This window comes from Arcanobacterium bovis (genome assembly GCF_004331995.1).
Classification (GTDB): domain Bacteria; phylum Actinomycetota; class Actinomycetes; order Actinomycetales; family Actinomycetaceae; genus Arcanobacterium_A; species Arcanobacterium_A bovis.
This window is the reverse complement of the sequence record NZ_SJDT01000001.1, coordinates 434,426-460,220: the sequence shown is the minus strand read 5'-3', so window position 1 is coordinate 460,220 and position 25,795 is coordinate 434,426. Positions and strand designations below refer to the sequence as shown.

Genomic DNA, 25,795 nt, shown 5'->3' with positions numbered 1-25,795 from the left:
TGTTACAGCTGTGGTTAAAATAGTTCCTGTCATGAACCTTGTCTTCATGGCGATTCTTCTTTCGTGTTGGTAAGGCCAGCCTGTGACTGGCTGAAAAATCAATATGGAGGAGGAGAGAAAGACGGGGAACACAGTTCGAGATTGGACACTTTATCTGTGTCCCCCGTCAGCGGGCACCGGCCTTAAACAATCAAATTTCCCGATTTATTGTTTTTGGTCGGTGCTCACCTTTACGCCAGCTGTTTGCGGCGTAGCTTGAGTAGCCCAAGACCTAGGGCTAGGAGTGAACCAGAAGCGGCTCCGATTAGAGGCATCGATGAGCCGGTGATCGCCAACGCTGCGTGGGCTGCTGGCTTCGGGGTATCAACAACGGTCACGGTCTGAGCCGAGTCGTTGAGGTCATGATGCGTACCAATAGTCTGGCCATCACGTAACACATCCTCGAACACAACAACTTTCTTACCAACCAGGTTGGTGGCGTCGAACGTGATAGTGACGTTTGCGCACTCATCAGCTGTCTTCGGCGTGAACTTGCTCGTGACCGTCACAGGCTTACCGTTCTCATCAAGCAACGGGGTACCGTCTTGAAGATGCAACGTCGTGACAATCTCGTATTCCTTGCCAGGAATAAGAGTCTTGTTCACATCACACACCTTGTCAGTAATCGACTGGTTAGGCTCAGCCTTGATCTGCTTATCACCATCCACTGTGTCGGTTGCGGTGGTCTGCAGCTTCGGCATAGTTCGCGTTACCGCGAACTGCTCATGCTTATCCTCAACACTGGACGTGAACGGCTTAACTCGGTCATCACCAGCAAAAGAGGTAACGAACACGTAGGTGCCAGGAATGTTACCCGCAGCGTCTTGTTTAACCTTGAAATCGGTTGCGCCAATACTGGCATAGAAGCCGTTCTTGGCAGGAACATCCACGCTAGCAATCACCTCGCCGTTGGATTTATTGGCTTCGGTAACGGGCTGACCTTCAGGGAAAAACAACAGCGTTTGCTTCAATACCTTTGTATCGGCTGCGAAATAACCATCCCCCGCGAAATCCGGGTGATCAGCCGGAAATCCTGTAACAAACAGATCATCAACCAGATACGTGCCCGACTTGGTTTCGCGAATCGTCATTGTTGAGTCAACTTCAACCGAGCGACGGTATGAGGTGGTCTCAGCATGAATACCGTAAGCGTCTGCCCAATCAGCGTGAATATACTGTTGCACATCAGCTGGCTGAGCTGATTTCTTCACGCTCCATACGACGGTTGCGAAACCAGGCTTATCTGCTTTGAAATCGGCGGTCAGTTTCCCTGGACCCTTCGCGACCACATCCACGGAACCAATCTTGGTAGCACCCGCAGGCACCGTTGCTGTCTGCGCTGGCGGCATATCACCAACATAATAGGCAGTAGCCGTGTAGGTTACTGGCACCGGAGTCTGGCTTCCGTCCAAGTTGAGCCATTTGCCCCCGCCATAGGAAGGGTCAGAAACCGCATCGAACGTGTCAGTGAACGAGCCAGTGTCACTGATCTTCGCAAGCTGGGACGTGCCCATCGGCTGGAAGTCATAGGTCACAGTCCAGGAAGGACCTGCTATCGTGATTTCTTCAGGGTCACCTTGGCTCCTGTTTCCATAGGTCAGAGTATCTTGCACCTGACCATTTACCAGCTTCGTCAATGTCTTACGGGCAGCCTTATAACGATAATCAGCAGTAACTACTCCATTTCCGGTTGCCTTCCATCCTAAAGTGAGTGGGGAAGACTGACTTTGACCAGTCCACGTTTTTGAACCTGTCGCCTCAAATACAGCGTTATCTGACAAGGTAACTGTGATTGGCACTCCTGCAATGTAGTTTCCGGCTTGGTTTGTTACGCCAATCCCGTGTAGGTCACCTCTCCGTTGCGCTTCGCCGGTGACTCCACCTGGCTGGTAGCCTACTGCCGCACTGGCCTTAGCTTCTGCCACATAGGCTTGCGCCTGAGTCTCGATTTGCGGAGCATTAGCACGCACAATCGAAAGAATATCGCTGACCACATTTTGCGCAGACGGATCAGAATACACAGTAGAACCAGTAGAGTCTTCTTCAAAGTTCGCATGTACTAGCAAAGAAAGTGCGGACTGTACGGCGGGATCTTTCGAATCCTTATATTTATCGAGCAAGTAAGCCATCTGTGGTGTGGTGAGTTCCAAACCGGTCACTCGTGGCGTCGAAGTATCCAACGTCGCCACACTGATAACCTGATCTGCCGATGCCGGAGCCGGTTTACCGCCTTGGATACAGTAAGCGACAAGTCCACCTGTTTGTGTGCCTGGTACTTGGGTACCAAGCCAGATAAGCTGGGAACCGGATCCGATCTCGTAGCCGATACGGCCTAATCCTTTCGGATCAGTAGTAGACACAGCAGCATGAGCAGCAGGCACGTGGGTTGCCCCGTAACCGCCTAGTAGAGCAACGCACAGTGCAAAGACTGCAAAGGTGCGTCCCCTTCGTTTAACATGAGAGTTCAATTTTGTTCTCCAATCGATTGTTTTTGAGAAATACTGACGCCAACTAACTCTCAACTCAGATAGCGTCATCCGCTCTCACAAGCGGAAAATCAACACGGAACGTTCCAAGAATTTCCGTTCGAATCAGTCCGTGAACACAAGTCTTCGCTCCCGGTTTCTACCCAGCCGTTCTGGCCACCACTCGAGCCACTGGTCGATGTTCCACCACCGGTTGCTGGTGGTGTTGAAGGAGCCGTGGTTCCGCCAGAAGACTTTCCCGAACCGGTGGACGTTGTTCCACCAGTTTTCGTGCTACCCGCTTTGCGGGCAGGAGTAGACGACTTGCTCGGTGCAGAAGATTTAGATGCTGCAGGTTGTGAAGCTTGCTGTTGAGCAGCTTGTTGTTGATTTATTGTCTGCTGGAGAGCATTTTTAAGTGCTTCTTCAGCAGCGATCAACTCGGCACGTGCCTGATACAACGCTGCGTATTGATCTTTTGCTTCAACAACGAGCAGCTGATCTATTTTTGCCTCAACTTCTTTGACAATTTTCTCTAGCGCGTCCGTCTTCGCGGCAAGATTATTGCGAAGCCCCGGATCGCTAACTTTCCCATCAGACTCGCTGATCAGGTTACGGGAACGTGTAACAGCTTCATGTGACCACTGTAGTTCGGGCTTCAGATTATCGCTACGCCACAAATTAGACGAGGAGACAACATTTTCATGTGCTGCGCTAGTGGTCTCTTTCAACTCAGTATTCAACACGGTCAAAGCTGTGGTTGAAGATTTCACATCATCAAGCGATGCCCCATCATCAACTACTGAAAGCTTCTTCACTTTTTCCATCACCAAAGATAAACTCTGGCAGTCATCTTTACCAGGAAGCGCATTAGCTTTACATTCCTCTTGCTGTCTGGTCGCTGCTTCCATCAGACTCTTATTATCTTTATGAGCAGCTGAATAAGCATCAAACGCTTTATCGTATTCAGCACGGTTCGTCTGCCAATTGATGAGTATCCCGGATAGAGTTAGCGTGATGCCGATGCCAGCGATAATAATGATCTTGGTTTTCGTGGAAAGGTCTGTGATTTTTTCTTTAAGTGTTTTCATGTTTTCCGTCCGTTTCGTTGTTTTGTTGGTGGTTAGTCCACCTTTGTGAAGTTCTTCCATCATGGAGGGTTGAAAGTAGTGGTGGACTAACCTCCATCACGTTTCATGTTTGTTCTAGTATTTCACCCACTTCCCGCCATTTTTGCTGACTGTCGCTTTTCTTCGAAAAGTCCGCTCTCATCGTCGCGCAGCCGCTCAACCGCCCAGGTAGCTTCATACAACAGATCATTCAAAACGCGTATAACGTCTGGTTTGTCTGCCAGGCTATTGACGCGGATCCATTGCTCACGTGCCGTCAGCTCACTGGTGCCGTCAATGATGGCTTGCAGATCCTTTTCGGCATCCGCTAACATCTGCTGCTTCGCGCTCAGCTGTTCTTCGCGACTCAACGGGCGTGTGCCAGCTAAAACGTCATTGAGCCGGTAAATCACAAGCCCTGGAGCATTCCTCGCCTCGGGTGGCCACGGTTGTGAGCCAAGTATTCTTTTCACGTAGGATGCCGACCAGCCATCGGTTTGAGCGTGATGGATAATCGTCATGATTTTCCGTCCCGCGCCAGCGGGCAGGAAAGAAATCAACGATGACGGAATCCATTCCCGAATAAGATCCCAATCAACATCAGATCCATTCCCGCCATCCACTGACCGTAACGATCCTGTAGCAGTGCTTGGATGGTTGGAAGGTAAACCTTTAGGTTTATTGACTATATCGTTAGATATAGAGCGTACCGCTTGCCGACGGTCGGTAACCGGTACCTCGGTATCAACTGGGAAAACACTATTTTCACTCCCGTGACCTGCACGAACATCTAGGCATGTTTTTTCGTCGGAAATAAAGTTATCCACAGGTTCAGATTCGGTTGTTTCTTCCCGAGGTACCGGAAGCGGTACTTCGGTATGAACTGGGGAAACATCGACAGTATTAGAGTTTTCCACAGGGTGACCCGTGCTGGATGCGGGACTGGTGTTTCCAGCGCGCACACGCCCAACGCCACCAGCCTCGTCTCCAGCACGGGAGTCTTGTTGAATGTCGCATCCATCGTCGTTTTGTGCGGTGAGATTTGCCCAGCAAACGATCTCGTCTTCCTTGACTAGACTGCGAGCATGATTAAAGCCAGTTGAAGCATCAACAGGAGCGTCAAATAACACCGTAATAGAACGCCAACGCCGTTCCGTATCCTGGTAGCGGAAGCGGTGGCGGAAACCTGCACGCTCAAGACAAGCTAGGGCATCGGCTACGCGGCGCCGTCCCATACCTCTACCAATCAATGTATCTCGCGTTTTCGGTGCCGCTGGGTGCATCGCAAGCATGATCACCAGCAGACCGAGGGCGTCAACGGTGACGTCCTCATTCTTAATCACATGATTTGATAAGTATGTTCCGCCCGCTTTGACTGTGAAATACTTTTGGCCACTAGACATGACATTCCACCTGTTTCTGTAAAGATAACCAGGCGTGAGGGCTATTGCCCTCACGCTGGCTTATGTTGGTGACGGACGGGACACCAACAAACCCACCATTACCTTGTTGCGTCACGGAATAATCGGCATCCGTTTTTGGCAGGAGGCTCGTGGTGGGAATGATTTTGGGTACAGGAACGCTCGAACATTCCTGTACCCCACGGACATGATCATGTCCGTGCGACCCCCAAACAATCACTACTCGTGGAGGAAGAATAAAATGGAAAACCTTGGAACTCACCACGAGTTTCTCTCTCGAAACAAAGGAACATCTTCAAACGCTTCATCAGCAGAAGAAGCAGATGTGACTACTGGGGTAAGAATTTTCTCGATATCTTCACGTCGGAAAAACCTACGCCCACTTGGAAGAACTACCGAAGGAATGTTCCCATTCCGTGCCCAACGCTGAAGTGACTGCACTGAAGTGTCCGGAAGTAAAGAAGCCGCTTCCGCAGCCGAAAGTAAATCTGACATATTTCATCTACCTGTTTGTGTTTAATGTCCTTAAACCTACCGTTATAAGTAGACTCCATTTAACGTAGCTTGTCAAGCTGTTATTGTTGACTTAAATTAAACTTTCTGATTAACTTGATATATGACAATCACAGATTCCTTTTTACGAGCGATGACCGTTGACGAAATTATTGGTGAACGTGTTGGCTTGTGGCTGCGACGTCGCGGGCATACCCAAGTTAGCCTTGCAGGCGCACTAGGACTTACCAAGGCTTCAATTTCAGGGAAAGTAACCGGAAGAGTTTCTTGGTCTGCAACTGATTTAGTGAAGACAGCTGCGTTTCTTGATCTTCCTATTGAAGCTTTATTACCCGATGAAACAGTCGAGCTGGAGAAGGCGAAAGCCCCCGAGCTTGTTGCTTCGAGGGCTTCGAATGAGAGCCACCTGTGGGAATCGAACCCACGACCTATTCATTACGAGTGAATCGCTCTGCCGACTGAGCTAAGGTGGCGTGCTAAATGCAGCGTCCTCAATTTACCTAATTTCCGTGGCAAATTTCAAATGCACCAGCGCCTTGGATAGAGATATCACATTTGAGGTGCCTATAGATTCTCCGCCAAATGAGCGGACATCTGCAATAACGTTTATTGAAAAGCTGTTTATGTGACACGGATCGAGGAGTTGCTGCAAGAACTCCTCGATTCCGCAGTGTGGTTTGTATTGGTTGTTGGTTGTTGTTGGGGGGCGCTTCACAGGTAAACGTGAAGCGCCCCCCCAACCAACTAAGCCATGCCACACTAGGTGATTTTATTTAGCAGGGCAGGAGAGCCCATCCTTTGGCGTAGTGCCATTGAGTAGGTACTTGTCAATCGGGTCGCTCACACAGGTGGTTGAGCGGCCATAAGCAGTATGTCCTTCACCTTCATAAGTGACAAGAACACTGTTATCGAGTGCTTTTGCGAAATCAACCGACCATTGATAAGGCGTGGCGGGATCACCCTTGGTGCCAACTACTACGATAGGCGCCGAGCCCTCAGCCTTATAGGCCTTGTGCTTTTCCTTTGGTTGGAAAGGCCAGGAAGCACATATATTTTCGTCATATCCATAGCTCGGTCCGAATACAGGCGCAATCTGTGCTAGCTTGTCGGCTTGCTGCAACCATTGTGCTTCGTCACCCATTGCTGGCTGATCAGCACAATTGATTGCCCAGTTTGCTTCTACCGAGTTATTGGTGAAATTATCTCCCTTGCGTCCGCTGTATGCGTCGAAGAAAAGTTGGAACAGCGATCCGTCGTTCTTTGAGATGAGCTGGTCAAATGCGCGCGACAGCATTGGCCAGGAGGAATCATCGTAAAGCGGTGTTATCAGACCAAGCATAAATCCTGCTTGAGTAAGCGGACGTTCCTGATTCGACGTCGGAATTGGCTTCGCTAACGAATCATTCAGCAAACCAGCAATTTGCTTGCGAGCTTCCTCAACGGATCCCTTGAACGGACAATTCTCTCCTGCAATGCAATTCTTGAGGTATGCAGTGAGAGCATCGTCAAAGCCTTTAACTTGAGCCGCGGTTTGGTCGAAGTTTGTGGCATTACTCGATACGGCACCATCTAGCACCAACCGACCTACGTTCTGCGGGAACAAGTCCGCATACATTCCGCCAAGCGAAGTGCCATACGAATATCCAACGTAGTAAAGACGCGGATCACCAAGGACGTGCCGCATAACGTCTATATCACGCGCCGCGCTCTCAGTACCCACAAATTTCAACAAATCGCCAGACTTCTGGCCACAAGAAGCAGCAAGAGCACTGGCAGCTTGCTTCGCCTTGGCTCGATCTTCCGGAGTTTTGCCGTATGACGTTTCTAGCTGTTTGGCGAGCTGTGCGTCGTCGAGACAGTCCACAGGAGTTGATTGACCCACACCGCGCGGATCAAAGCCAATCACATCAAAATTCTTCAAAATTTCATCGGAGAAGAACTGGCTCGCCGATTCGGCCATTTCTTGACCGTCGCCACCAGGTCCACCTGGATTAACGAACAGCGATCCAATAGCTTTGCCCTCTGCCTTATGTTTCTTGGCAGCGATAGTAATGGTCTTTGCCTTAGGATCCGCATAATTTAAGGGAACCTTAAACGTGGTACATTCGAGTCCGGTTCCACAGTTATTCCACGAAACCTTCTGATTGTAGAATTCTTCCAGACCAGCAGGAATCTCAGGCATCTTTGCTTCGATTGGGGCGACGGCATCGGGCGAGCCTTTCTTCGAGTCCTTGGCACTCTGAGAGTCACCTGAACTACAAGCCGAAAGACCAAGTCCGAGCGCAAAAATTACAGCAGCTAAACGTTTCTTATTCACATAACTACGGTATGTCATAAACGTCTACGCGCGCATCAAAGAAATCAAAATTGTGGAAAAGTTTCGCGTTATCTCGCGGTGTGGATAAGTTTTGCCGGTAGCGAATATTTGCACTGGTCAGCGTACAGATATGAGGGCGGCTTCCATAGCGAGCAAAGGAGCGACGTTACTGTTAAGCCGTTCCCGCGCGAGATTCAGTGCATCTATCTTCGCAATAGTTTGTTCAGCGTTGGTGTCTGCCGCCCGACGTCGAATGCTTTCTTCGTAGTCTGAGTTCACCAAATCAGTGCCGGATTCGAGCTGAATTACGAGTACATCGCGGAAAAACGACTGCATATAAATCAGTTCTCGATCGAGCATATCTCGCTGTCGTCGTGTTTTCCGACGCTTCGCGTTGTCCTTGTCGGTGGTCAATTGACTTCGTACCGACGCCGGTATTCTCCCTTTGGAGTCAAGGCCCAGCGCGTCCATGAGTTTTTCCTGCTCTGCGGCGTCCGCATCATCAGCAGAATTCTTTGTAGACTTCTTCTTCCCGCCAGCGGAAGAATCTCGACCATGCATAGCTTCTTCATCTAAAAGTCGCTGCGCTGCCACCACCGCATCGCCGACGCCTCGCACGGACAGCAAAGCCTCAAGCGTATTCTTGCGCAACATGCCCGCTTCGGGGTCTGTTGCTAATGCTCGCGCCACTCCGATATGTGATTGTGCTGCTCTCGCGGCTACCAAGGCAGCTTCCGGCTCAACCCCGTCGCGGTTCACAAGCAACTGTGCGACGTCGTGCGCATCCGGCGTCACCAAATTGACGTTGCGGCACCGAGAACGAATAGTAGGAAGAACATCCGCAATCGCTGCAGTACACAGCATCCATACGGTGCGAGGTGCTGGCTCTTCGATAGCCTTGAGCAGTACGTTTGTGGTGCGCGACAGCATCCTATCGGCGTCTTCAATGATAAAAACGCGCCATTTTCCCGACGACGGCGCCAGGTAGGAGTTCGTTACGTAGCTGCGTACTTCGTCGGCACTGATCGTCACCACATCGGTGCTCACAATTTCGACGTCGGGGTGATTGTTGGCAAGAACAGCGCGACAGCCTGCGCACACGCCGCATCCGAGCTCCTCTCCGCTGCATAGCAGAGCTGCTGCAAATGTTCGTGCTGCCCAAGAACGCCCTGATCCTGGCGGGCCAGTAAAAAGCCAGGCATGACTCATTGCCGAAGCATTAACGAGGTTCATATCGCTACTTGTGTGTGCGTCGTCGTCGCTTTGCGCAACCACCAAACGCGCAGCGCTAGCCGCCCGCTTTATCTCCGCAATGGCATCTTCCTGGCCTACAAGCTCGTCAAATACGCTCACAATAGTGGCTCCACTACTGCCTGAACACGCTCGGCGATTGCCTCGATAGATTGCGTTCCGTCAATCACCACAAAGCGTTGTGGCTCGCGCTCAGCTAGCCGTAAAAATTCTTCGCGCACTCGTTCATGGAATTCGGCGCCGGCTTGCTCCATTCGGTCAAGTTCGCCTTCGATTCGAGCCGCTCCTCGCTGTGCTGGCACATCAAGCAAAATCGTGACTTGTGGTAACAGGCCTTCTACAGCCCAAATAGACAGATCGCGCACTTGTTGAGCATCGAGAGCGCGAGCTGCTCCTTGGTAGGCAACCGAGGAATCAAAGTAACGATCTGTGATCACCACCGCGCCGCGCTCCAGAGCTGGGCGAATCTTCGATTCCACATGATGTGCTCGATCCGCAGCAAAGAGCAATGCCTCAGCGCGTGGTGCCACGTGGTCGCCATGCAAAAGTAGCTCGCGAATCTTGGCGCCGAGCTCGGTACCTCCAGGTTCGCGTGTAGAAATAACCTCACGACCTCGTGCTTCAAGCCAAGAGGCTAAACGACTGACCTGGGTGGACTTCCCTGCGCCGTCGCCTCCTTCGAAAGAAATAAACAGACCGCTCATGCTATCTATTTACCTTTCTCGGTAGCTGATTTCTTGGCTGTCGTTTTGGAAGCAGCTTTGGCAGCCGGCTTCTTAGCGGTACTCGACTTTGTGGTGCTCTTTTTCGCCGTCGTCTTCTTGGTTGTCTTACGCGTCCCGGCCTTCACCGTGCGCTTAGTGGCATTACGTTTCTTCGGGCCGCCATTTTCCGCAACCTTCAGACGCCGTGCAACCAGCAATTCTTGCGCACGCTCGGCTGTGAGCTGGTTAATGTCTTCTGAACGCGGCACAGAGGCGTTGGTTTCGCCGTCGGTTACGTAAGGTCCAAAGCGCCCGTCTTTGAGCACGATCGTGCCTCCCGAAACGAGATCCTTACCAAACTCTGCCAACGGAGGCTTTGCGGCAGCACGTCCACGCACTTTAGGCTGCTTGAATATCTCTTCGGCTTCTGCGAGCGTTATCGAAAATATCTGCTCTTCCGATTCGAGGGAACGAGAGTCGCTTCCGCGCTTGAGATACGGACCATAACGTCCGTTTTGCGCAGTAATCATCTCGCCTTCAGACTCGCCTACTTCGCGTGGGAGCGAGAGAAGTTGTACTGCCTGATCCAAAGTTACGGTGTCTGGCTGCATTGATCGGAACAGCGACGCCGTCTGTGGCTTCGGTTTTGCTTTCGACACTTTGCCGGTGGGCGTGAGCTGCACAGCGTCGTCGGGCAAGACTTCACAGACATAGGGACCGAAGCGTCCATCTTTAACTACCAGCTCATAGCCTGTGTCAGGATGCTTTCCGAGCACGCGGTCGCCCTGGAGAGCCTGCTCGAGGATCTCTTTGGCACGATCAACAGTCAGCTCATCAGGAGCGACGCCGGGTGGCACAGATGCGCGCCGGCCTTCCGTTCCGTCGTCGTTGGTCTCCTCAAGATAAGGACCAAAACGCCCCACACGAACTGCGATTCCATCGCCAATCTCGATTGTATTGACGGCGCGTGCATCAATATCGCCCAAACTTCCAACCTGATCGCGCAAACCGGAAGCATCTTTCGTGCCGCGATAGAAATTCGCGAGGTACTTAACGCGGTCTTGCTCACCGGCTGCGATCCGGTCCAGATCGTGTTCCATGTCGGCCGTGAAGTCATAATCGACCAGCTCAGGAAGGTTGTCTTCTAGTAGGCGCACCACAGAGAAAGCCAACCATGTAGGCACAAGCGCTTGGCCTTTACGCTCCACGTAACCGCGATCCGTGATCGTGGAAATCGTTGAGGCATACGTGGACGGACGCCCGATGCCTTTTTCTTCAAGGGTCTTAACCAGCGAAGCTTCGGTGTAGCGCGGAGGTGGCGCGGTGTCGTGACCTTCTGCTTTAGCACCAGCGCTGTTCACCTGCTCGCCTTCGATGAGGTCTGGCAAGCGGGATTCGGCCTTCTCCTCGTAGCGCTTTGTATCTTGTCCTTCTTCGTAGGCAGCCATGAATCCCGGGAACGTGATGATCGTGCCCGAAGCGGACATCGTGGCTTCCTCGGCGGATTTGCCTGCTGCGTTGCTCTCGGACATGAGCTTCGCGAGCTCAGTATCGGCGCTTGAGCTCAAGTCGGCAACGATTTTTATCGAAGCGGTGAGTCCGGTGGCATCGGCCATTTGCGAAGCCACGGTACGCTTCCAAATCAGCTCGTAAAGTGCGTATTCGCGTGACTGCAACTGCCCTTGCACTTCAAGTGGCGTGCGGAAATGGTCTCCAGCAGGGCGGATTGCTTCATGGGCTTCCTGGGCGCCTTTTGATTTAGTTGCGTAGTGGCGCGGCGAGTTTGGCAAAGATTCCGCACCATAGAGCTCCTTAATCTGCGCTCGCGCTGCGGAAATTGCCTGTTCAGAAAGGTTTACCGAATCTGTACGCATATAAGTGATATATCCGTTTTCGTACAGCGACTGCGCGAGACGCATCGTATCGCGCGAGCTTAGTCGTAGTTTTCGGGAGGCTTCCTGCTGCAAAGTGGAGGTTGTGAAAGGAGCTGCTGGACGACGTCGGTAGGGTTTCGTTTCAACCGACGCAACGGTTGCTTCGCCACTACCGAGCGCTTTTGCGAGCGCTTGGGCAAGTTCCTCGTTAAGAGTGAGGACTCCTGCGGAGGTGGCCTTCTCGGTGAGTGTGCCGTTATCGCCGAAGTCTTTTCCGGTAGCGATGCGTGCGCCGTCAATCGAGGTGAGTTTGGCTTCGAAATCTTCGCCCTCTTTGACGAGAGAGACGGTAACATCCCAGTAATTAGCAGGCTTAAACGCCATGCGTTCACGTTCCCGCTCAACGATAATGCGCGTGGTAACGGACTGCACTCGCCCAGCTGAGAGGCTAGGAGCAACTTTGCGCCATAGCAGCGGTGAAACTTCGTAGCCTACGAGTCGATCAAGGATACGGCGCGATTCTTGGGCATCAACAAGTTTCGTATCAAGCTCGCGGGTGTTTTCCAGAGCTCGTCCGATTGCTTCCTTAGTAATCTCATGAAACACCATGCGCTTGACTGGAACTTTAGGTTTGAGGGCTTCTAACAGATGCCACGCGATTGCCTCTCCTTCGCGGTCCTCATCGGTTGCGAGGTAGAGTTCATCGGCTTTTTTCAGCAGTGAGCGAAGTTCGGTAACTTTCTTCTTCTTATCAGGCGTGACTACATAATATGGCTCGAAATCGCCGTCTACATCGACTGCGAATTTACCAAAAGGTCCTTTTTTCATATCCGCTGGTAAATCTGAGGGCTTGGGCAGATCGCGGATATGCCCAATACTCGCCTCTACCTCATAGTCCGCACCTAGATAGTTTCCGATTGTGCGCGCTTTTGCCGGAGACTCGACGATTACCAGTTTGGTCACAATGACTTCCTTAAGTTAGGTTGCCGTTATACAAGAACGTTCTAACGATTGCTAAGATACTCGCATTTTGCCAAGAAATGAAAAAGGTAATAACAAAAGCAAGAATAATAGACGTTAGTTTAATGAGTTGGAGGTGCCTGCAAATGCCTAATCTACCTGAGGTGATTGCTCGGAATCTCGACTCTCAAATTACGGGTTCGCTTTCGGTGCCCGCGCGTCCTCCTCGGACGGCTGCCTGGCCGGAATGGGTTTCATCGGCAGTTATTGCCGCTTTAGGCGAAACGGGTGTTTTATCCCCTTGGATTCATCAAGCAGAGGCTGCCGAGCTAATACACGCAGGTAAACATACGGTAGTTGCAACGGGCACTGGTTCTGGAAAATCGCTTGCCGCCTGGATTCCAGTGCTTTCCCAGCTCAGTGACTTTGAAAAGACTGCAACGTCGTTGCGTAATATTCAACGCCGCCCCTGCACTCTTTATCTTTCACCTACCAAAGCGCTCGCGGTAGACCAAGAACACAGCCTAACCGCATTAGCGAATCGCATTGATCGGCGTATCGCACTCACGAGTTTGGACGGTGATTCTGATGCGCAGACGCGCACTTGGGCACGCGACTACGCCGACATTATCTTCACAAATCCCGACTTTGTTCACCACGCGATGTTGCAGCGCCAAGAGCTTTGGGCACGGCTGTGGCGTGGACTGTCCACTATCGTTGTAGACGAATTTCATTCTTATCGTGGCTCCTTTGGTTCAAATGTTGCTTTGGTGCTGCGGCGCATTTTGCGCTTGGCACGCAAATACGGCAGCTCTCCCACCGTCGTCTTTCTTTCTGCTACCTCGCCGCATCCTGAAGAGACGGCGCAACGGTTTATCGGCACAGCCTTTGGGAACGTCTTTCCAGTGTGTGACGACGGTTCGCCCAGTGGCGAGCGAAACATCCTCACGGTGCGTTGCAAAGAGATTCCGGTAGAGGACGACGGCGCTGAGCAGAGTTCCAGCAGTGCGCAAGAATCCAACCGCAGGTGGGAATCAGAGCGTGAGTGGGAATCGGACGACGAGGCGACTACCTCCCTTCCAGCTCCCAGCAAGCGTCGCTCAGCCAATACCGAAGCGGCAGACCTCACGGCGCTACTCGTATCTCAGTGCGCCCAAACGCTGACTTTTGTGCGCTCCCGACCAGGAACTGAACGGGTGGCAGAACTCGCCAATGACTACCTCAACGAGCACTCGCCGCATCTGAGCGGAAGCGTATTCGCCTATCGGGGTGGCTATCTTCCCGAAGAAAGACGCGAGCTTGAGCAGGGGCTTCGGAGCGGAGATATTCGGGCGCTCGCGAGCACATCAGCACTGGAACTTGGCATTGATATCTCGGGTCTGGATGCTGTGGTGGTCACAGGTTGGCCAGGCACTCATGCCTCATTTCAGCAGCAGATCGGACGTGCCGGACGTGCGGGTGAAAACGGTCTTGCAGTGTTTATTGGTCGTGATAATCCGCTTGACCAGTTCATTCTTGACCACCCGAATATGCTCACCGAAACACCTGCCGAGATGAACGTCTTTGATCCCACGAATCCGTGGATTCTTCCTGGTCATCTTTGCTCTGCGGCTGCCGAGCTTCCGCTAATAGAGGCCGATCTGGACGTGTTTTCGCTGCCAAATTCCGAAGCTTTTACTTTGCTTGTGGAACAAAATCTGCTCCGACGCCGTCCAAGTGGTTGGTATTGGAACACTTCGCTTCGCGTTGGGGCACACAGTCTCGTTGACCTGCGCGGAGAAGGCACAACAGTGTCGATCATCGACTCAGAAAGCGGCGCCCTGTTGGGCACTGTTGATAACGCACGAGCCGATACCACCGTGTATCCAGGGGCAATATATTTACATCAGGGTGTTCCTTTCAAAGTTGAGGGGCGCGACGGCGATGTTGCTCTTGTTCATCGCCACCGCGAAGAAGACATTCGCACGTATCCGCGTGAGGAAACGAGCGTCGAAATCGTGGATACGCACGAAGAGATTTCGCTTGGTATCGGCACGTGGTGCAAAGGCCAAGTTGTGGTGCGTTCGCGCGTGATTGGTTACGACGTGCGGCGCACAAAGGACGGCATGTACCTCGGTATGGTTGATCTGGCGATGCCCACCCACGAGTTGATAACAGCAGGAACGTGGTTCACGCTCAAGGAATCGGCGTTGCGCGAAGCTGGTCTCGAAACGTCTGAGCTACCAGGCGCTTTGCATGGGGCAGAGCATACGATGATCGCTTTGTTGCCTCTTTTTGCCACCTGTGATCGTTGGGATATTGGTGGCCTCTCCACAGCTGTTCACCCACAAACAGGATGCCCAACAGTGATTATTCACGACGCCGTCGCCGGAGGTTCTGGAGCGGCTCACCATGGTTTTGATACCCGTGGCGAATGGGTACTTGCCACTCTCGACACACTCGAGAACTGCTCGTGCACAATGGGCTGTCCGAGCTGTGTGCAATCACCGAAGTGCGGAAATAACAATTCTCCTCTCTCAAAAGAAGGGGCAAAAATCTTGATGAATACGCTCTTTCATGCTCTTAAACAGGAGAAAAAGCTATAAGACGCCGTACTGGGCCAGCTGTAGCACGAGCGTTGATGGTATGGCTTAACCAAGAAAAAGGATTCTTCGCCTCAACGGTAAGTGTCACATTCTGCCCTTGAACTGTGCATTCAACCGTATAGCTCTCCAACAGTTCTTGAGCTCGCGCGCATGCTGCATCTTGGGACTCTCCGTCGAGAAGCAATTGTGCGCTAGAAATAGCTGCGAGATCAGTTCGATTACGAACTTCGATCACTTTGCCAGTTGCCACGGAAAACTCGAATATCAACATCGTTACAATAACCACCGCAACCATAGTTATTGCCACGAATATGGTTGCCATGCCTGGCTCACTGCGCAGCCGTTTAACAGTCTGATTGCTAAAATAGCTGCTCATTATGGCTCCCCCTGAGCTAATCGCGGTTCAAGTACAATTTTCGTCTTGGCAGAAAAATTAATGTTTATCAGCTTGAACACGCCTTCTCCGGGCTTGGTCACTTCAATAGAAGCAAGTTCACCATCGCGTTCAATTCGTAGCTGCGCATCATTGCCGGCATTGGAGTGCACAAGTTCGCGAACATCGCTCTCATTCATTCCGAGTGAATACGAGCGTGCTGCCTCATGAGCTGCATTATTGACCTTGGGCAATGTGGTGAGTTGGAAAATTCCGCTCACACAAAACACCACCAAAGCCAAAAATGCTGGCACCGTTAATGCCCATTCCACGCTGACCATGCCAGCTTCATTTTTTGATTCCATAATTTTCCTCTTTTTCTGCCATCGTCCGCTGTAATAGTGGTGATTGGGCTGTGTGGCGGGCAGTAGCACATAACCGACCCGCCACATAACCACCACTTTCTAACTCACGCCAAGCACATTGCGGAACAAGCTTGCGATGAGCTCACGGAACCATTCCTGCTTGATAAGCCACAGGAGGATGCCTGCAATTCCTGCAGATGCCACCGTGCCGACGGCGTATTCAGCAGTAACCATTCCAGCTTCAGCACGCTTGATTGCGTTGTTTGCCTTGTGTTTGAACATTTTGATCGTCATTGTTTTTCCTTTTCATTGGAGGCTTTCTCTATCAAAGGGAATGCCGGTTTCTTCTTGCTTTCGTCTAGACGTTTTAAGCATGCCGGATTTACAAATCTGAAAATGTGCCTGGTAAAAATCTGTGGATGCCTCGTACGTTTCTGTGTGCTGTGGACAAACTCTGCCCCTATGTCACTCGTCCTGAGCCTCAGCTTCCACGCTCCACCCCGTCCCCCCTAAGCAGTCGAAACAATGCCCGCAGTTCGCCGTCTTCCTGTCGTTACAGCACATTTTGAGCAGTTAAAACAATCACCGGAAGCACCCCGATCAACATAAATGCGGGCAAAAAGCACAGGCCAAGTGGCAATACAAGGCGCGAGCCGAGCCGTGCTGCGGCTTCCTTTGCCTGACGCTGTCGAGTGAGCCGCAACGTGAGCGCACTGCGTTCTAAAAGCGGCACGGGAGCGGCGCCGTCACTCCATGCAGGTTCCAAAGCTGTCGCAAGTAGCTGAAATCGCGGGTGTACATCCTGCCAGGATTCTTCCCAAGTCGCGCCCATCAACAGCGAGTTTGCCACTTCCTGTAAGCTTCTCGGCTTCGGTGCGGCATGTCCGAACCTTGATCCCCTAGCCGGTCCGAATCGAAAAATGCCCTGTAAGCTGGTTAAGAATCTTCCGCGGCTCTGGTGAGCGTCGTCGCCACCCAAGGCGACGTGCAATGCTTCTAACGTGCGCGGGATCGAAATTCCCGCGTTCAGCGCAGCTGCTGCTAGGTCTAAAATAATCGCCTGGTCTACGTGCAAGATTGGCGCTTTGGCACTGCGCCGCCCGCGTCGTCTTACGTTGTATCTCGGTGCCCACATGATAAATGCAAAGGCTAAGGCGGCAAGAAAAATCATCGCTCACCTCCAGATGAAATCGCCATTTTCACCATGCGTCGCACGATTGCAATGCCGGCGATCTCAGCACAAATACCGAGGCCAAGCGCCACGTTTCCTGCTAATGTGTGGAGTAAAAAATCAATTGAATTTACCCCTAATACGTATCCGATAAGCACGCCAAACACCGGCAGGGCCGCCAGCATCCGCGCTGAGGTGAGCGGGCCTGCCATTGCTATTTTGCGCGCGGACATCGCCTCACTTGCTTCTGTTATTCCCGCAGCGCACGCGTCAAGGATGTCTGCCATTGGGGCGCCGGTGGCTCTCCCCATTCGACACACAGCAAAAGTGCCTGCCAGGGAGTCAATCACTGTTGGAGAAATCTTTCGTTGGCGTTTCTTCCACCAGCTCAGGAATAAAATGTCACGCAGCGGTACCGGAATGCCGTCGGCATCAAGCACCGTCGTATCGCGTCCGTGATCGGCAGGCATTAACTGGTGATGGCTGAGCGTGCGACTCCAGGCATACTCGACGGTCGAGCCGCACCGCAAGCGCGTGGACACTTCCGTTACCAGCAAGCCCATATCCACCGACGCCGGTTTGCGCCTTTTGTGCTGCCGTTTCGTTTTTCGTGTTTTCAGTAGCAGTTTGGGAATTTTCCCAGCCCACGGAACTTGCATAAGAAATACGTACACAAGGAAACACAGCATTACACCTTGCATCATTTTCACCTCGAGTCCGTGTCTGTAGCCGGAGAGCTTGGATTCTCCATTCCGAATGACCTGCGGTTTTCGAGCTGCTCTGCACGGTCGGGCTCCACACGTGAATTTTCCGCACATGCAATTTCAGTCAAACCGAGACGTTCTTCCAGTTTCTCAGCTGCGGGAAACCTGCGTAGTCTCGAATCAGCGCTGGTCAAACTCAATGCTTCGAAACATTTCAACTCGCCACCAACACGTTCCAGCACCGAAATTTGTGCAATATATCGGCGCGATCCTTCCCGTTTGACGTGTACAACTGCATCGAGAGCCGACGCCGCTTGCGCCGCTACCGTCGTCTCACTCATTCCCGCGAGCGCGCCCAGCGCAACGAGCCGCGCGGGCACATCCATAGCTGAGTTCGCGTGGATCGTCGCCCAACCTCCCTCATGACCAGTGTTGAGGGCGCTGAGGACGTCGAGCACCTCTGCGCCCCTGCATTCTCCCAGAACAATTCGGTCGGGACGCATGCGCATTGCAGCTCGCACCAGCTCACTCATCGAAACTTCGCCTACGCCCTGAACGTTTGCATGGCGAACTTGCAGGTGGACAACGTGTGGATGCACTGGCGCGAGCTCGGCAGACTCTTCGATAATCAAAATACGCTGGTCGGTGGGGACTAACGAGAGTGCAGCGTTGAGAAATGTGGTTTTTCCTGCTCCTGTAGCACCAGAAATAATGACGTTCGCGCGCTTGTCCACCATCGCGCGAATTGCAGGTTCTAATCGCAAGTGAATTGAACCGGATGCAACAAGTTCGTCAAGTGTGAGAATTTTTGATCTGTGGGTACGCAAAGAAATTAACGTTCCTTGTGCAGAGAGAGGAGGAAGCACAGCATGTAAGCGAATACCACTTGGGAAAGTACCGTCCACAATTGGGCTGGCATCGTCGAGTCGTTGGCCGCAGCTTGCCGCGAGACGCACTGCAAGTGCACGAACGCCGTCTTCCGTTTTTAGTTGTGGATCTGATACCTCAACTGGAACCATTCCGTTGCCTTGATCTGCCCAAACACTGTGGGAACCGTTCACTAGCACGTCTGTGGTGGCTGGATCCTCCAGCAACGGAGCAAGTGTTTGGCCAGCTCCGATTAATTCGTGACGCACCTGCGTGTGCAATTGTGCAAGTTCTTCGGTGAACATCACGGGTACCGGCTCGAGTGCATTTGCCATGCTTCTGCCAGCGGCGAGACGTTTGCGCACTTCTTGAATCTGGCTTGCGGTGTATCTCATGACTCATCCGCTTCTGATAAGAACCGATCGCACAGTGTCTTGACATCGTTCACTGTGCCGGATCGAGACCTATCTCCGGGAGCGAGTCCGTGTTCAAGATCGCCCGCGTAGTTGCGTTGTTGGCGCAGGTTGTAGACCCGTGCAGATCCGATGGTCTGGGCAATGTGGGCAAGGTGGTTGCGTGAACGCGCTTCGCTCACGACCACAGCAACAGGGCAGCCATGTCCTACATGCTGGAGCTTGATACGTGTTTGTTCAACTGCAAGATCTGATGATTTTGTAACCAGAACAATGTAATCGCACCATTCAAGCCACGTCGCCTCTGGGCTGGTAGGAGCGATAACCGAGCGTGGTAGATCAAGTACCGTCCAAGCATGCACTTGTGCGAGCGCCGCGATCACTTTGATGCCTTGGTCATTATCGAGAGGTACACCGCCACGATGATCGGCCGAGAGCACGCTCACTCCATGCCACGGAATGAGGCAGTCGCGCAGCCGTCCGGCCAGCACTGCGCCGCGACCTCGTATATCAGCCCAGCGTTTCCCAGTTGAATCTACTTGCGAAAGGATCATATCGATACCAACTGATGAACTATCCATATCGACGAGTGACACGTCGTTTTCACGTCGAGCCAGCGTACGGGCAATCAACGCACTGAGAGTGGAGGCACCGCTTCCACCTTGCATGCCGATTACGCCTACTACGCGCCCACGCACTGTGGAACCAACTGCCACCATAAGCTCGAGTACGTCAGCGGCGTCGTCGCGACAATTGAGACGAACTGTACCTTTCGCAAAATAAGGTGCAAACAACTCATGAAAACTTGCTTCGACGAAACCGTCCTCGCAGCCTATCGAAGAAAAACGGAGCACGCCGGTGCCAAAATCTGACCGTGACACGTGCGCTACGCTCACTCCCACAAGATCGGCGAGTTTTCGCAGCTCTTCGAATGTTTGCGTATCGTTTCCGATATACACAACCGAATGGAGATCAATATTTGTTTGAGTTGAATTTGTAGTCATATTTGTATTCATGCGGAAAGTGTGGCGCAAATATAAATGCGTTGCGGCAAAAAATTCAGTGCTGTGGAAAGTCCGAAGTTATCCACAATTTCGCGCCACGCCGTGCCATTTTCTCCTGCAAGCGGACGAAAACAAGTAGCGTTCGAATAAGAAGTATTCACAAGGAGATGACCGTGACAACACCTACCGATCCATACAACTCAGCATCGCGCCGCCCTTTTGACGACGATGACGTGCTTGCACCGCTTGAGCAAGACGACGTTCAAGCTGCCGAGAAGTCCGGACTTTCCTATGGTGATTCGGATCTTGTCGCTTGGGATCAAGCTTTTTCTGCGCACAGCGCTGCCGTTGCCGACGACGCGTCCGACGACGAAACCGAAGGCAAGCACGTAGAGTCCACCGGTGATTCTGCTGGCGAAGCAGGTAGTGAATTGCACTTGCTGGCCACCGAGCGCACCGATACTGCGCAGCCTGCTGATTCAAGTAACGCCGCTGATCCACTGTTCACTTCATCAGAGGATTCTTCGCGTGTAGCTGAGGGGCGCTCTGAAGGTTACAACGCTCTCCCAGATGAGGAGCGCAAGAACGCCACGTTGGTAGACGTCGTCTCGGCTCATTCTGCCGACGACGCCGACGATACCGCACGTCCGAGCCGTAACCGCGCTCTCGCGCAGGACGAAACTTTCACGAGCGGACTCGGTGTAGATGACGCAGAAGCAAATATTTCTTCTGTTGGAACTGGTTTCGCCGCTGGCGGCATGGCTGTAACTGCTGCGGCAGGGGCTCTTAATACCGACGCTGCTCATGCCAGCGCGGATACCGCGGTCAATGCTGAATACGCGGAAAATCGCGAAGGTTTCGTGCAAGCTGCCGGCCCAGATCACGACGGCGATCGGCAGGCTCGTTGGTCTGCTGATCCAGGCGACGACGCATACCTCGAAGTGCCTGACGAGCCACAGTCGCGCACGGGAGCACATATTGGAATCTTTTTCGCAACACTGTTGCTTCTTCCACTGGCTTGGTATCTGCTTTCGGACGCAGGCGTGCGTCTCGGCATGGTGAAGAATAATCCGTGGGATACTGGTTCGCTGAATTTCTTGGCATTGGGCGAGCTGGTTGCCGGCGTCGTCGTGATGCTCGTGATCTTCCTCGTGGCGCGCGCGTCGTCGCTCGGTGCGCAAGTCTTGGGAGCTTTGGTTGCCATCGCTGGCACTATTGCGATTCTCTTGCCAACGCGCGGGGCACGTTTTGCGGCACGCGTCGATGAAGCTATTGGCTCTTACAATGCCTTCACTGCAAACGTAGCGCATCACTTGAACCTCGATTTGGCAACGGGTCGCGTCGCAATTTTGGGTTTTGTGCTGCTCTTCCTTGGTGTAGTTGCGCATGGCGCACGACGCCGGGGCGCTGTTAGAGCCGCCGCCATCGCACGTCGTGAACTGCTGCTAAAGGATCAGAATCAGTGACCTCACCAGCAGATAATTCCTGCGTAACCCTTCCGGGTCCGTGGGAGCATCGGCTCATCCAAGCAAACGGGGCGCAGTTTCATGTTGTGCATGCCGGCGAGCACTCGGCTGAAAAACCGCTGGTCATCCTCGTGCATGGTTTTCCACAATACTGGTGGGCGTGGCGCAATCAAGTAGCTGAGATCGCTTCTGCTGGCTACGAGGTTATCGCTATTGACCGGCGCGGATTCGGAGGATCAGACAAAACTCCGCATTCGGAAGATTCGCTCCTTTTGAGTCAAGACCTCATTGCGATTGTGCGCTCAATGGGTGCTTCGAAAGCGGTGCTTGTGGGGCATGGACGCGGCGGTGGTTTGGCGTGGTCTGCGGTGGCGATGGCTCCGCAGCTGTTCAGTGGGCTAGTTACGGTATCCTCGCCACATCCACGCACTTTGCACCGTTTCGGCGCTCACATCACGTTCAAAGCCTGGCGTCACGCGATCACATCGTTCATCACGCCGATTTCACAACGTGGCCTGACCAGCACTTCCTCGATGAAGAACCTCCTCAAGGAATGGTCTGCTCCAAACAACCGTGGAGCAGCGGGTCAAGCCGACCTTTATGCGCAGGCAATGCGTTTGCCGGGAGCGGCAAGCGTTGCTTTGGCGCAGCTCAGGTGGACTATGCTTGCGCAGCAATCGCTTACGGGTCGACGATATTTGCGCGAGTCGGCCAATCCGGTGTGTATTCCGGTGTTGGCTGTGCGCGGCGATCTTGATCCCTTACTTCCCAAACGCGCTTGGTACAAAGATCGCGAGTTCGCGCTAGGGCGCTATGAGCGTGCCACGATTCCCGACGCCGGTCACTTCGTTCCTGAAGAACAACCGGAAGCGTTCACCCAGCTCTTGCTCGAATTTCTTGATTCCTTGTGAACTGGCTGGTTCATCGTAAATTGGCTAAGAGTTGGCTATGAGCCGACGGAAGCGTCTACCAACCCGCGTACCAATTCTTGCGTTAGGAATTCATCCCGTTGAGCAGGTCAAAAGACGGGCACAGCTGAGCTAATCCACATTCATAGCAGGCAGGTTTGCGTGAATGGCAAACCTGACGGCCATGATCGATGATTCGATGGCATATCAGCGTCCAATTTTCCCCGGGAAGTACTTTCGCGATGTCCATTTCTGCAGCTACGGGATCTTTTTCACGGGTCCAACCCCAGCGTCGTGCCAGCCTTCCGACGTGGGTATCAACAGTGATTCCGGGGATGTCAAAAGCATTTCCAAGCACCACGTTTGCCGTTTTGCGCCCAACTCCGCGCAGCGTAACGAGACTTTCAAGCTGCGCTGGCACTTCGCCGTCGTACTTCTCCACCAAAGAAATAGACAGCTCACGCAGGGACTTCGCTTTCGCTCGGAAGAAGCCTAGCGGGTGCAAGATGCGTTCCAGATCCTCCAGCGGGGCACCAGCCATGGCGACGGCGTCTGGGTACGTTTCGAACAATTCGGGAGTTACGCTGTTGACGCGCGCGTCAGTGGTCTGCGCGGAAAGAACTGTGGCACAAAGGAGCTCGAATGCGTTGCGATGAACGAGCGCGCACTGTGAGTTCGGATAAAGCTCAGCTAAGCGCTCGGTAATCTCCCGTGCGGCCTGTTGTCGCGCGGCGAGCGCTCTGGGACGTGGCGGAAATATCTCTTTTGCCGACTTTTTCGCCATTATGCTCCCCTTTTCCGGAATTGTAATTTCGTTGCTGTTGCTGTGAATGACCGAGCTGAAGCCGAATCAAAATCACTTAATTTTCGCAGAACCTATGCTAAAACATCGAATACATGGCACAATTTAACTTGATATGACCTCTCCCACAAGTGCACACTGATAGTGTACAGATTTTCAATAACCGCAAAGTAAAGGAAGGAATTCGGATGGATTCCAACGTTCTTAGTAACGTCGAGCTCTTCAAAGGTCTCACCGACGAAGACCGCCAGGCCTTAGCTGCCCTCATGTCAGAGACCTCCCTGAAGCGTGGAGAATCGCTTTTCCAGGAAGGCGACTCCGGAGACCGGCTTTACTTGGTCGCAGATGGAAAAGTAAAGCTGTCCCACACGGCTGACGACGGTCGCGAGAACCTCATCGCAGTGCTCGGACCAGGCGAAATTATCGGTGAACTTTCACTGTTCGATCTTGAGCCACGTTCTTCAACCGTTACTGCGATTGCTCCGACTCGTCTGCTTGTTCTCTCGCATGCAGACATGCGCCAGTACATCGAGGAGCATCCAAAGCTCGCTATCTCGATGCTGCGTCAGCTCGCATTGCGTTTGCGCAACACCAACCAGCAGATGGCTGATCTGGTGTTCTCCGATGTGCCGGGTCGTGTTGCAAAGGCTCTTCTCGATCTCGCTGAGCGCTTTGGCGAGCGCACCCCAGAGGGCATCTACGTGGCACATGACCTCACTCAGGAAGAACTCGCACATCTCGTTGGCGCTTCGCGCGAGACTGTTAATAAGTCTCTTGCTGACTTCACCTCCCGCGGCTGGATTCGCCTTGAAGGACGTGCAGTTCTGCTGATTCAAGTTGCTCGACTCCAGCGTCGCGCACACTGAACGATATTCGACTCTGATCGAGGCTAACTTTGTGGTGGGCGGGAACATCTTCCCGCCCACCACTGCATTTACTACCAAAAGCCGACTATTAGACTATTAGAGGAGTCTGGTTGCGCATGCCCTAACTTAGGCTCTGACACGTACATCGCGCATATAGGGCGCGATGTCGAAAGAATCGCCTAAGTTAGGGCACTTATAAAAATCTATGTTCGGAAGATTGCGTGAGTTTGCTTCGCTACTCAGTCTTTGACCAGCACCGTTAACTCGATCTCCACCGGCGCATCCAGTGGCAATACGCTCACGCCTATCGCCGAACGGGTGTGGACGCCGTCGTTGCCAAAAAGATCTCCGAGCAGTTCCGATGCGCCGTTGACGACGCCGGGCTGCCCTGTAAAATCTGGAGCCGAGGCTACGAATCCCGTTACGTGAACAATTTTCTCGATATGATCAATCCCTCCGGCTACAGACGAAGCAGCAGCCAGAGCGTTAAGAATCGCGATGCGAGCGAGGTCTTTCGCCTGCTGGGGAGTAACTTCTGCCCCAACTTTTCCAGTAAGAGGCAATTTTCCCTCAACCATCGGCAGTTGACCGGATGTGCGCACAGTATTTCCGATCTTTTGAGCGGGAGTATATGCCGCAAGTGGCGCAACCACCTGCGGTAATTCAATTCCGAGCTCGCTTAGTTTCTCGCTAATCATTCTTTGGCCTCTTCATATAGGCAACTGGATTAGTTCCGTCTGGACCAGGCAAAACAGTGACTAGCTCCCAGCCGTCCATTCCCCAGTTGTCCAGAATTGCTTTTGTGTTGTGAACCAGTAGTGGCACAGTTACATATTCCCAAGTAGTCATAATTTAAGGCTAGATGTGCTGGCAGCTTTCAGCAACTGTCTGTGCACCAGCTTTTCAGCAACCGTGTGTGCCCACTTCGAAATGGCGGTGTAGCTTTTGGTTGTTTGAACAGCTTTCAGCAACTGAAACAGCTTCCAATCCGTCCAAACCACTTTTAGCTGCTGGCAAAACGCGGAATTTGCCCCATCCGCAATTCAACAGCTAGCTGATCGTTCGAAGTGGTTAGCCGTTCCAACCAGTTTTGTTCGTCTGGGTAGCGGCGCAAAATGGCGCGACGTTCACGCTCGGTGAGGCCACCCCACACTCCAAACAGCATTTGGGAGTTCAGTGAATCGGCGAGGCACATTATCCTGACTGGGCAGTTAAAGCAGAGCTGGCGCACCTGCCGCTGCGCCGACCCACGCACAAAAAGTGAGTCTGGATCAGCATTTGCGCAAGCACCTTGAGCTGCCCATGTTTGATCTTCGTCTACCAACGTCATTGTTGATCTCTTCCTTTCGGACCAGTCCTGAGTGCTACTTACGTGACTGGTATCACTTTAAGTGTACTAAGATATTTCACAATACGCACATCTGGGCAGGCACAGCCTTTGTGCCTGCGAATGCATTGCTTTCATGTCAAAGTATTACAATATATGACTCCCAATCTCAAATATTATCGGTCTAGTATTCATCCCTGAGCATGAGAGTTCCTGCCAGATTGGCAACGATTCGCTAATAATGAGCTAAGACACGCGAAAAAGCCACCCAAAGGCAGTATTCTAAAGTAC

General features: G+C 52.6%; 24 protein-coding genes and 1 tRNA gene. 5 read left to right on the top strand and 20 right to left on the bottom strand.

Annotated elements, in window-relative coordinates; genetic code table 11:
* Positions 1-230 precede the first annotated feature (230 nt).
* The 4 genes from EZJ44_RS01945 to EZJ44_RS01930 all read right to left on the bottom strand — a co-directional run bounded on the left by EZJ44_RS01945 (position 231) and on the right by EZJ44_RS01930 (position 5,529).
* The gene (locus EZJ44_RS01945; protein WP_131279555.1) at positions 231-2,507 is read right to left on the bottom strand and encodes a VaFE repeat-containing surface-anchored protein; all 2,277 of its coding nucleotides are present in this window, start codon (positions 2,505-2,507) and stop codon (positions 231-233) included.
* Positions 2,508-2,596: 89 nt separating this feature from the next.
* Positions 2,597-3,595: a hypothetical protein gene (locus EZJ44_RS01940; protein WP_131279553.1), complete on the bottom strand. Its 999-nt coding sequence runs from the start codon at positions 3,593-3,595 to the stop codon at positions 2,597-2,599.
* A 122-nt stretch (positions 3,596-3,717) separates the two neighbouring features.
* Complete coding sequence (locus EZJ44_RS01935; protein ID WP_131279551.1) at positions 3,718-5,016, bottom strand: hypothetical protein; 1,299 nt, start codon at positions 5,014-5,016, stop codon at positions 3,718-3,720.
* A gap of 276 nt (positions 5,017-5,292) precedes the next feature.
* A complete protein-coding gene (locus EZJ44_RS01930; RefSeq protein ID WP_131279549.1) occupies positions 5,293-5,529 on the bottom strand; it encodes a helix-turn-helix domain-containing protein in 237 nt (78 codons plus the stop codon).
* Between the two features lie 121 nt (positions 5,530-5,650).
* Between EZJ44_RS01930 and EZJ44_RS09010 the strand changes: the two genes are divergently transcribed.
* Positions 5,651-5,992, top strand: coding sequence for a helix-turn-helix domain-containing protein (locus EZJ44_RS09010; protein WP_131279607.1), 342 nt, complete (start codon positions 5,651-5,653; stop codon positions 5,990-5,992).
* Here the strand turns inward: EZJ44_RS09010 and EZJ44_RS01920 are convergent.
* From EZJ44_RS01920 to topA, 5 genes are all read right to left on the bottom strand, one after another.
* Positions 5,948-6,020, bottom strand: a tRNA-Thr gene (locus EZJ44_RS01920). The two genes, EZJ44_RS09010 and EZJ44_RS01920, sit on opposite strands and share 45 nt — an antisense overlap.
* A gap of 296 nt (positions 6,021-6,316) precedes the next feature.
* Positions 6,317-7,864 (bottom strand): alpha/beta hydrolase, encoded by a 1,548-nt coding sequence (locus EZJ44_RS01915; RefSeq protein WP_165496074.1) that lies wholly within the window; start codon positions 7,862-7,864, stop codon positions 6,317-6,319.
* 117 nt (positions 7,865-7,981) lie between these two features.
* Positions 7,982-9,217 (bottom strand): DNA polymerase III subunit delta', encoded by a 1,236-nt coding sequence (locus tag EZJ44_RS01910; protein WP_131279545.1) that lies wholly within the window; start codon positions 9,215-9,217, stop codon positions 7,982-7,984.
* Positions 9,214-9,819 (bottom strand): dTMP kinase, encoded by a 606-nt coding sequence (tmk, locus tag EZJ44_RS01905; RefSeq protein ID WP_131279543.1) that lies wholly within the window; start codon positions 9,817-9,819, stop codon positions 9,214-9,216. The genes EZJ44_RS01910 and tmk overlap by 4 nt, the downstream gene beginning before the upstream one ends.
* 5 nt (positions 9,820-9,824) lie before the next feature.
* Positions 9,825-12,656: a type I DNA topoisomerase gene (gene topA / locus EZJ44_RS01900; RefSeq protein ID WP_131279541.1), complete on the bottom strand. Its 2,832-nt coding sequence runs from the start codon at positions 12,654-12,656 to the stop codon at positions 9,825-9,827.
* A gap of 143 nt (positions 12,657-12,799) precedes the next feature.
* Here topA and EZJ44_RS01895 point away from each other — a divergent pair, with 143 nt between their 5' ends.
* Entirely contained in the window at positions 12,800-15,238 is a 2,439-nt protein-coding gene (locus EZJ44_RS01895; protein WP_165496073.1) for a DEAD/DEAH box helicase, read from the top strand.
* On the opposite strand, the gene EZJ44_RS01890 is transcribed toward EZJ44_RS01895, so the two are convergent.
* The 7 genes from EZJ44_RS01890 to EZJ44_RS01860 form a co-directional block, all read right to left on the bottom strand.
* Positions 15,216-15,614, bottom strand: a complete 399-nt coding sequence (locus EZJ44_RS01890; protein WP_131279537.1) for an Rv3654c family TadE-like protein — start codon at positions 15,612-15,614, stop codon at positions 15,216-15,218. The genes EZJ44_RS01895 and EZJ44_RS01890 overlap by 23 nt on opposite strands.
* Positions 15,614-15,976 (bottom strand): TadE family protein, encoded by a 363-nt coding sequence (locus tag EZJ44_RS01885; protein ID WP_165496072.1) that lies wholly within the window; start codon positions 15,974-15,976, stop codon positions 15,614-15,616. The genes EZJ44_RS01890 and EZJ44_RS01885 overlap by 1 nt, the downstream gene beginning before the upstream one ends.
* Positions 15,977-16,075: 99 nt before the next feature.
* Positions 16,076-16,270 carry a DUF4244 domain-containing protein gene (locus tag EZJ44_RS01880; RefSeq protein ID WP_241658549.1) on the bottom strand — a complete coding sequence of 65 codons (195 nt, stop codon included), beginning with the start codon at positions 16,268-16,270 and terminating at the stop codon, positions 16,076-16,078.
* A 259-nt stretch (positions 16,271-16,529) separates the two neighbouring features.
* Complete coding sequence (locus EZJ44_RS08895; protein WP_241658548.1) at positions 16,530-17,147, bottom strand: type II secretion system F family protein; 618 nt, start codon at positions 17,145-17,147, stop codon at positions 16,530-16,532.
* Positions 17,144-17,848: a type II secretion system F family protein gene (locus tag EZJ44_RS01870; protein WP_131279533.1), complete on the bottom strand. Its 705-nt coding sequence runs from the start codon at positions 17,846-17,848 to the stop codon at positions 17,144-17,146. The genes EZJ44_RS08895 and EZJ44_RS01870 overlap by 4 nt, the downstream gene beginning before the upstream one ends.
* Before the next feature lie 5 nt (positions 17,849-17,853).
* Positions 17,854-19,113 carry a TadA family conjugal transfer-associated ATPase gene (locus EZJ44_RS01865; protein ID WP_131279531.1) on the bottom strand — a complete coding sequence of 420 codons (1,260 nt, stop codon included), beginning with the start codon at positions 19,111-19,113 and terminating at the stop codon, positions 17,854-17,856.
* The gene (locus tag EZJ44_RS01860) at positions 19,110-20,147 is read right to left on the bottom strand and encodes a cellulose synthase operon protein YhjQ/BcsQ (RefSeq protein ID WP_131279529.1); all 1,038 of its coding nucleotides are present in this window, start codon (positions 20,145-20,147) and stop codon (positions 19,110-19,112) included. The genes EZJ44_RS01865 and EZJ44_RS01860 overlap by 4 nt, the downstream gene beginning before the upstream one ends.
* A 161-nt stretch (positions 20,148-20,308) precedes the next feature.
* Here EZJ44_RS01860 and EZJ44_RS01855 point away from each other — a divergent pair, with 161 nt between their 5' ends.
* Positions 20,309-21,601 carry a hypothetical protein gene (locus EZJ44_RS01855; RefSeq protein ID WP_131279527.1) on the top strand — a complete coding sequence of 431 codons (1,293 nt, stop codon included), beginning with the start codon at positions 20,309-20,311 and terminating at the stop codon, positions 21,599-21,601.
* On the top strand, positions 21,598-22,512 hold the full coding sequence (locus EZJ44_RS01850; RefSeq protein ID WP_131279525.1) for an alpha/beta fold hydrolase: 915 nt from the start codon (positions 21,598-21,600) through the stop codon (positions 22,510-22,512). The genes EZJ44_RS01855 and EZJ44_RS01850 overlap by 4 nt, the downstream gene beginning before the upstream one ends.
* 82 nt (positions 22,513-22,594) lie before the next feature.
* Here EZJ44_RS01850 and nth read toward each other — a convergent pair whose 3' ends face one another.
* The gene (gene nth / locus EZJ44_RS01845) at positions 22,595-23,293 is read right to left on the bottom strand and encodes an endonuclease III (RefSeq protein ID WP_131279523.1); all 699 of its coding nucleotides are present in this window, start codon (positions 23,291-23,293) and stop codon (positions 22,595-22,597) included.
* A 206-nt stretch (positions 23,294-23,499) separates the two neighbouring features.
* Here nth and EZJ44_RS01840 point away from each other — a divergent pair, with 206 nt between their 5' ends.
* Entirely contained in the window at positions 23,500-24,177 is a 678-nt protein-coding gene (locus tag EZJ44_RS01840; protein WP_131279521.1) for a Crp/Fnr family transcriptional regulator, read from the top strand.
* 239 nt (positions 24,178-24,416) lie between these two features.
* Here EZJ44_RS01840 and EZJ44_RS01835 read toward each other — a convergent pair whose 3' ends face one another.
* The 3 genes from EZJ44_RS01835 to EZJ44_RS01830 form a co-directional block, all read right to left on the bottom strand.
* The gene (locus EZJ44_RS01835; protein WP_131279519.1) at positions 24,417-24,875 is read right to left on the bottom strand and encodes a RidA family protein; all 459 of its coding nucleotides are present in this window, start codon (positions 24,873-24,875) and stop codon (positions 24,417-24,419) included.
* Positions 24,868-25,026 (bottom strand): Sp36 family protein, encoded by a 159-nt coding sequence (locus tag EZJ44_RS08680; protein ID WP_165496071.1) that lies wholly within the window; start codon positions 25,024-25,026, stop codon positions 24,868-24,870. The genes EZJ44_RS01835 and EZJ44_RS08680 overlap by 8 nt, the downstream gene beginning before the upstream one ends.
* Before the next feature lie 154 nt (positions 25,027-25,180).
* Positions 25,181-25,507 carry a WhiB family transcriptional regulator gene (locus EZJ44_RS01830; protein ID WP_131279517.1) on the bottom strand — a complete coding sequence of 109 codons (327 nt, stop codon included), beginning with the start codon at positions 25,505-25,507 and terminating at the stop codon, positions 25,181-25,183.
* Between the last annotated feature and the right edge of the window lie 288 nt (positions 25,508-25,795).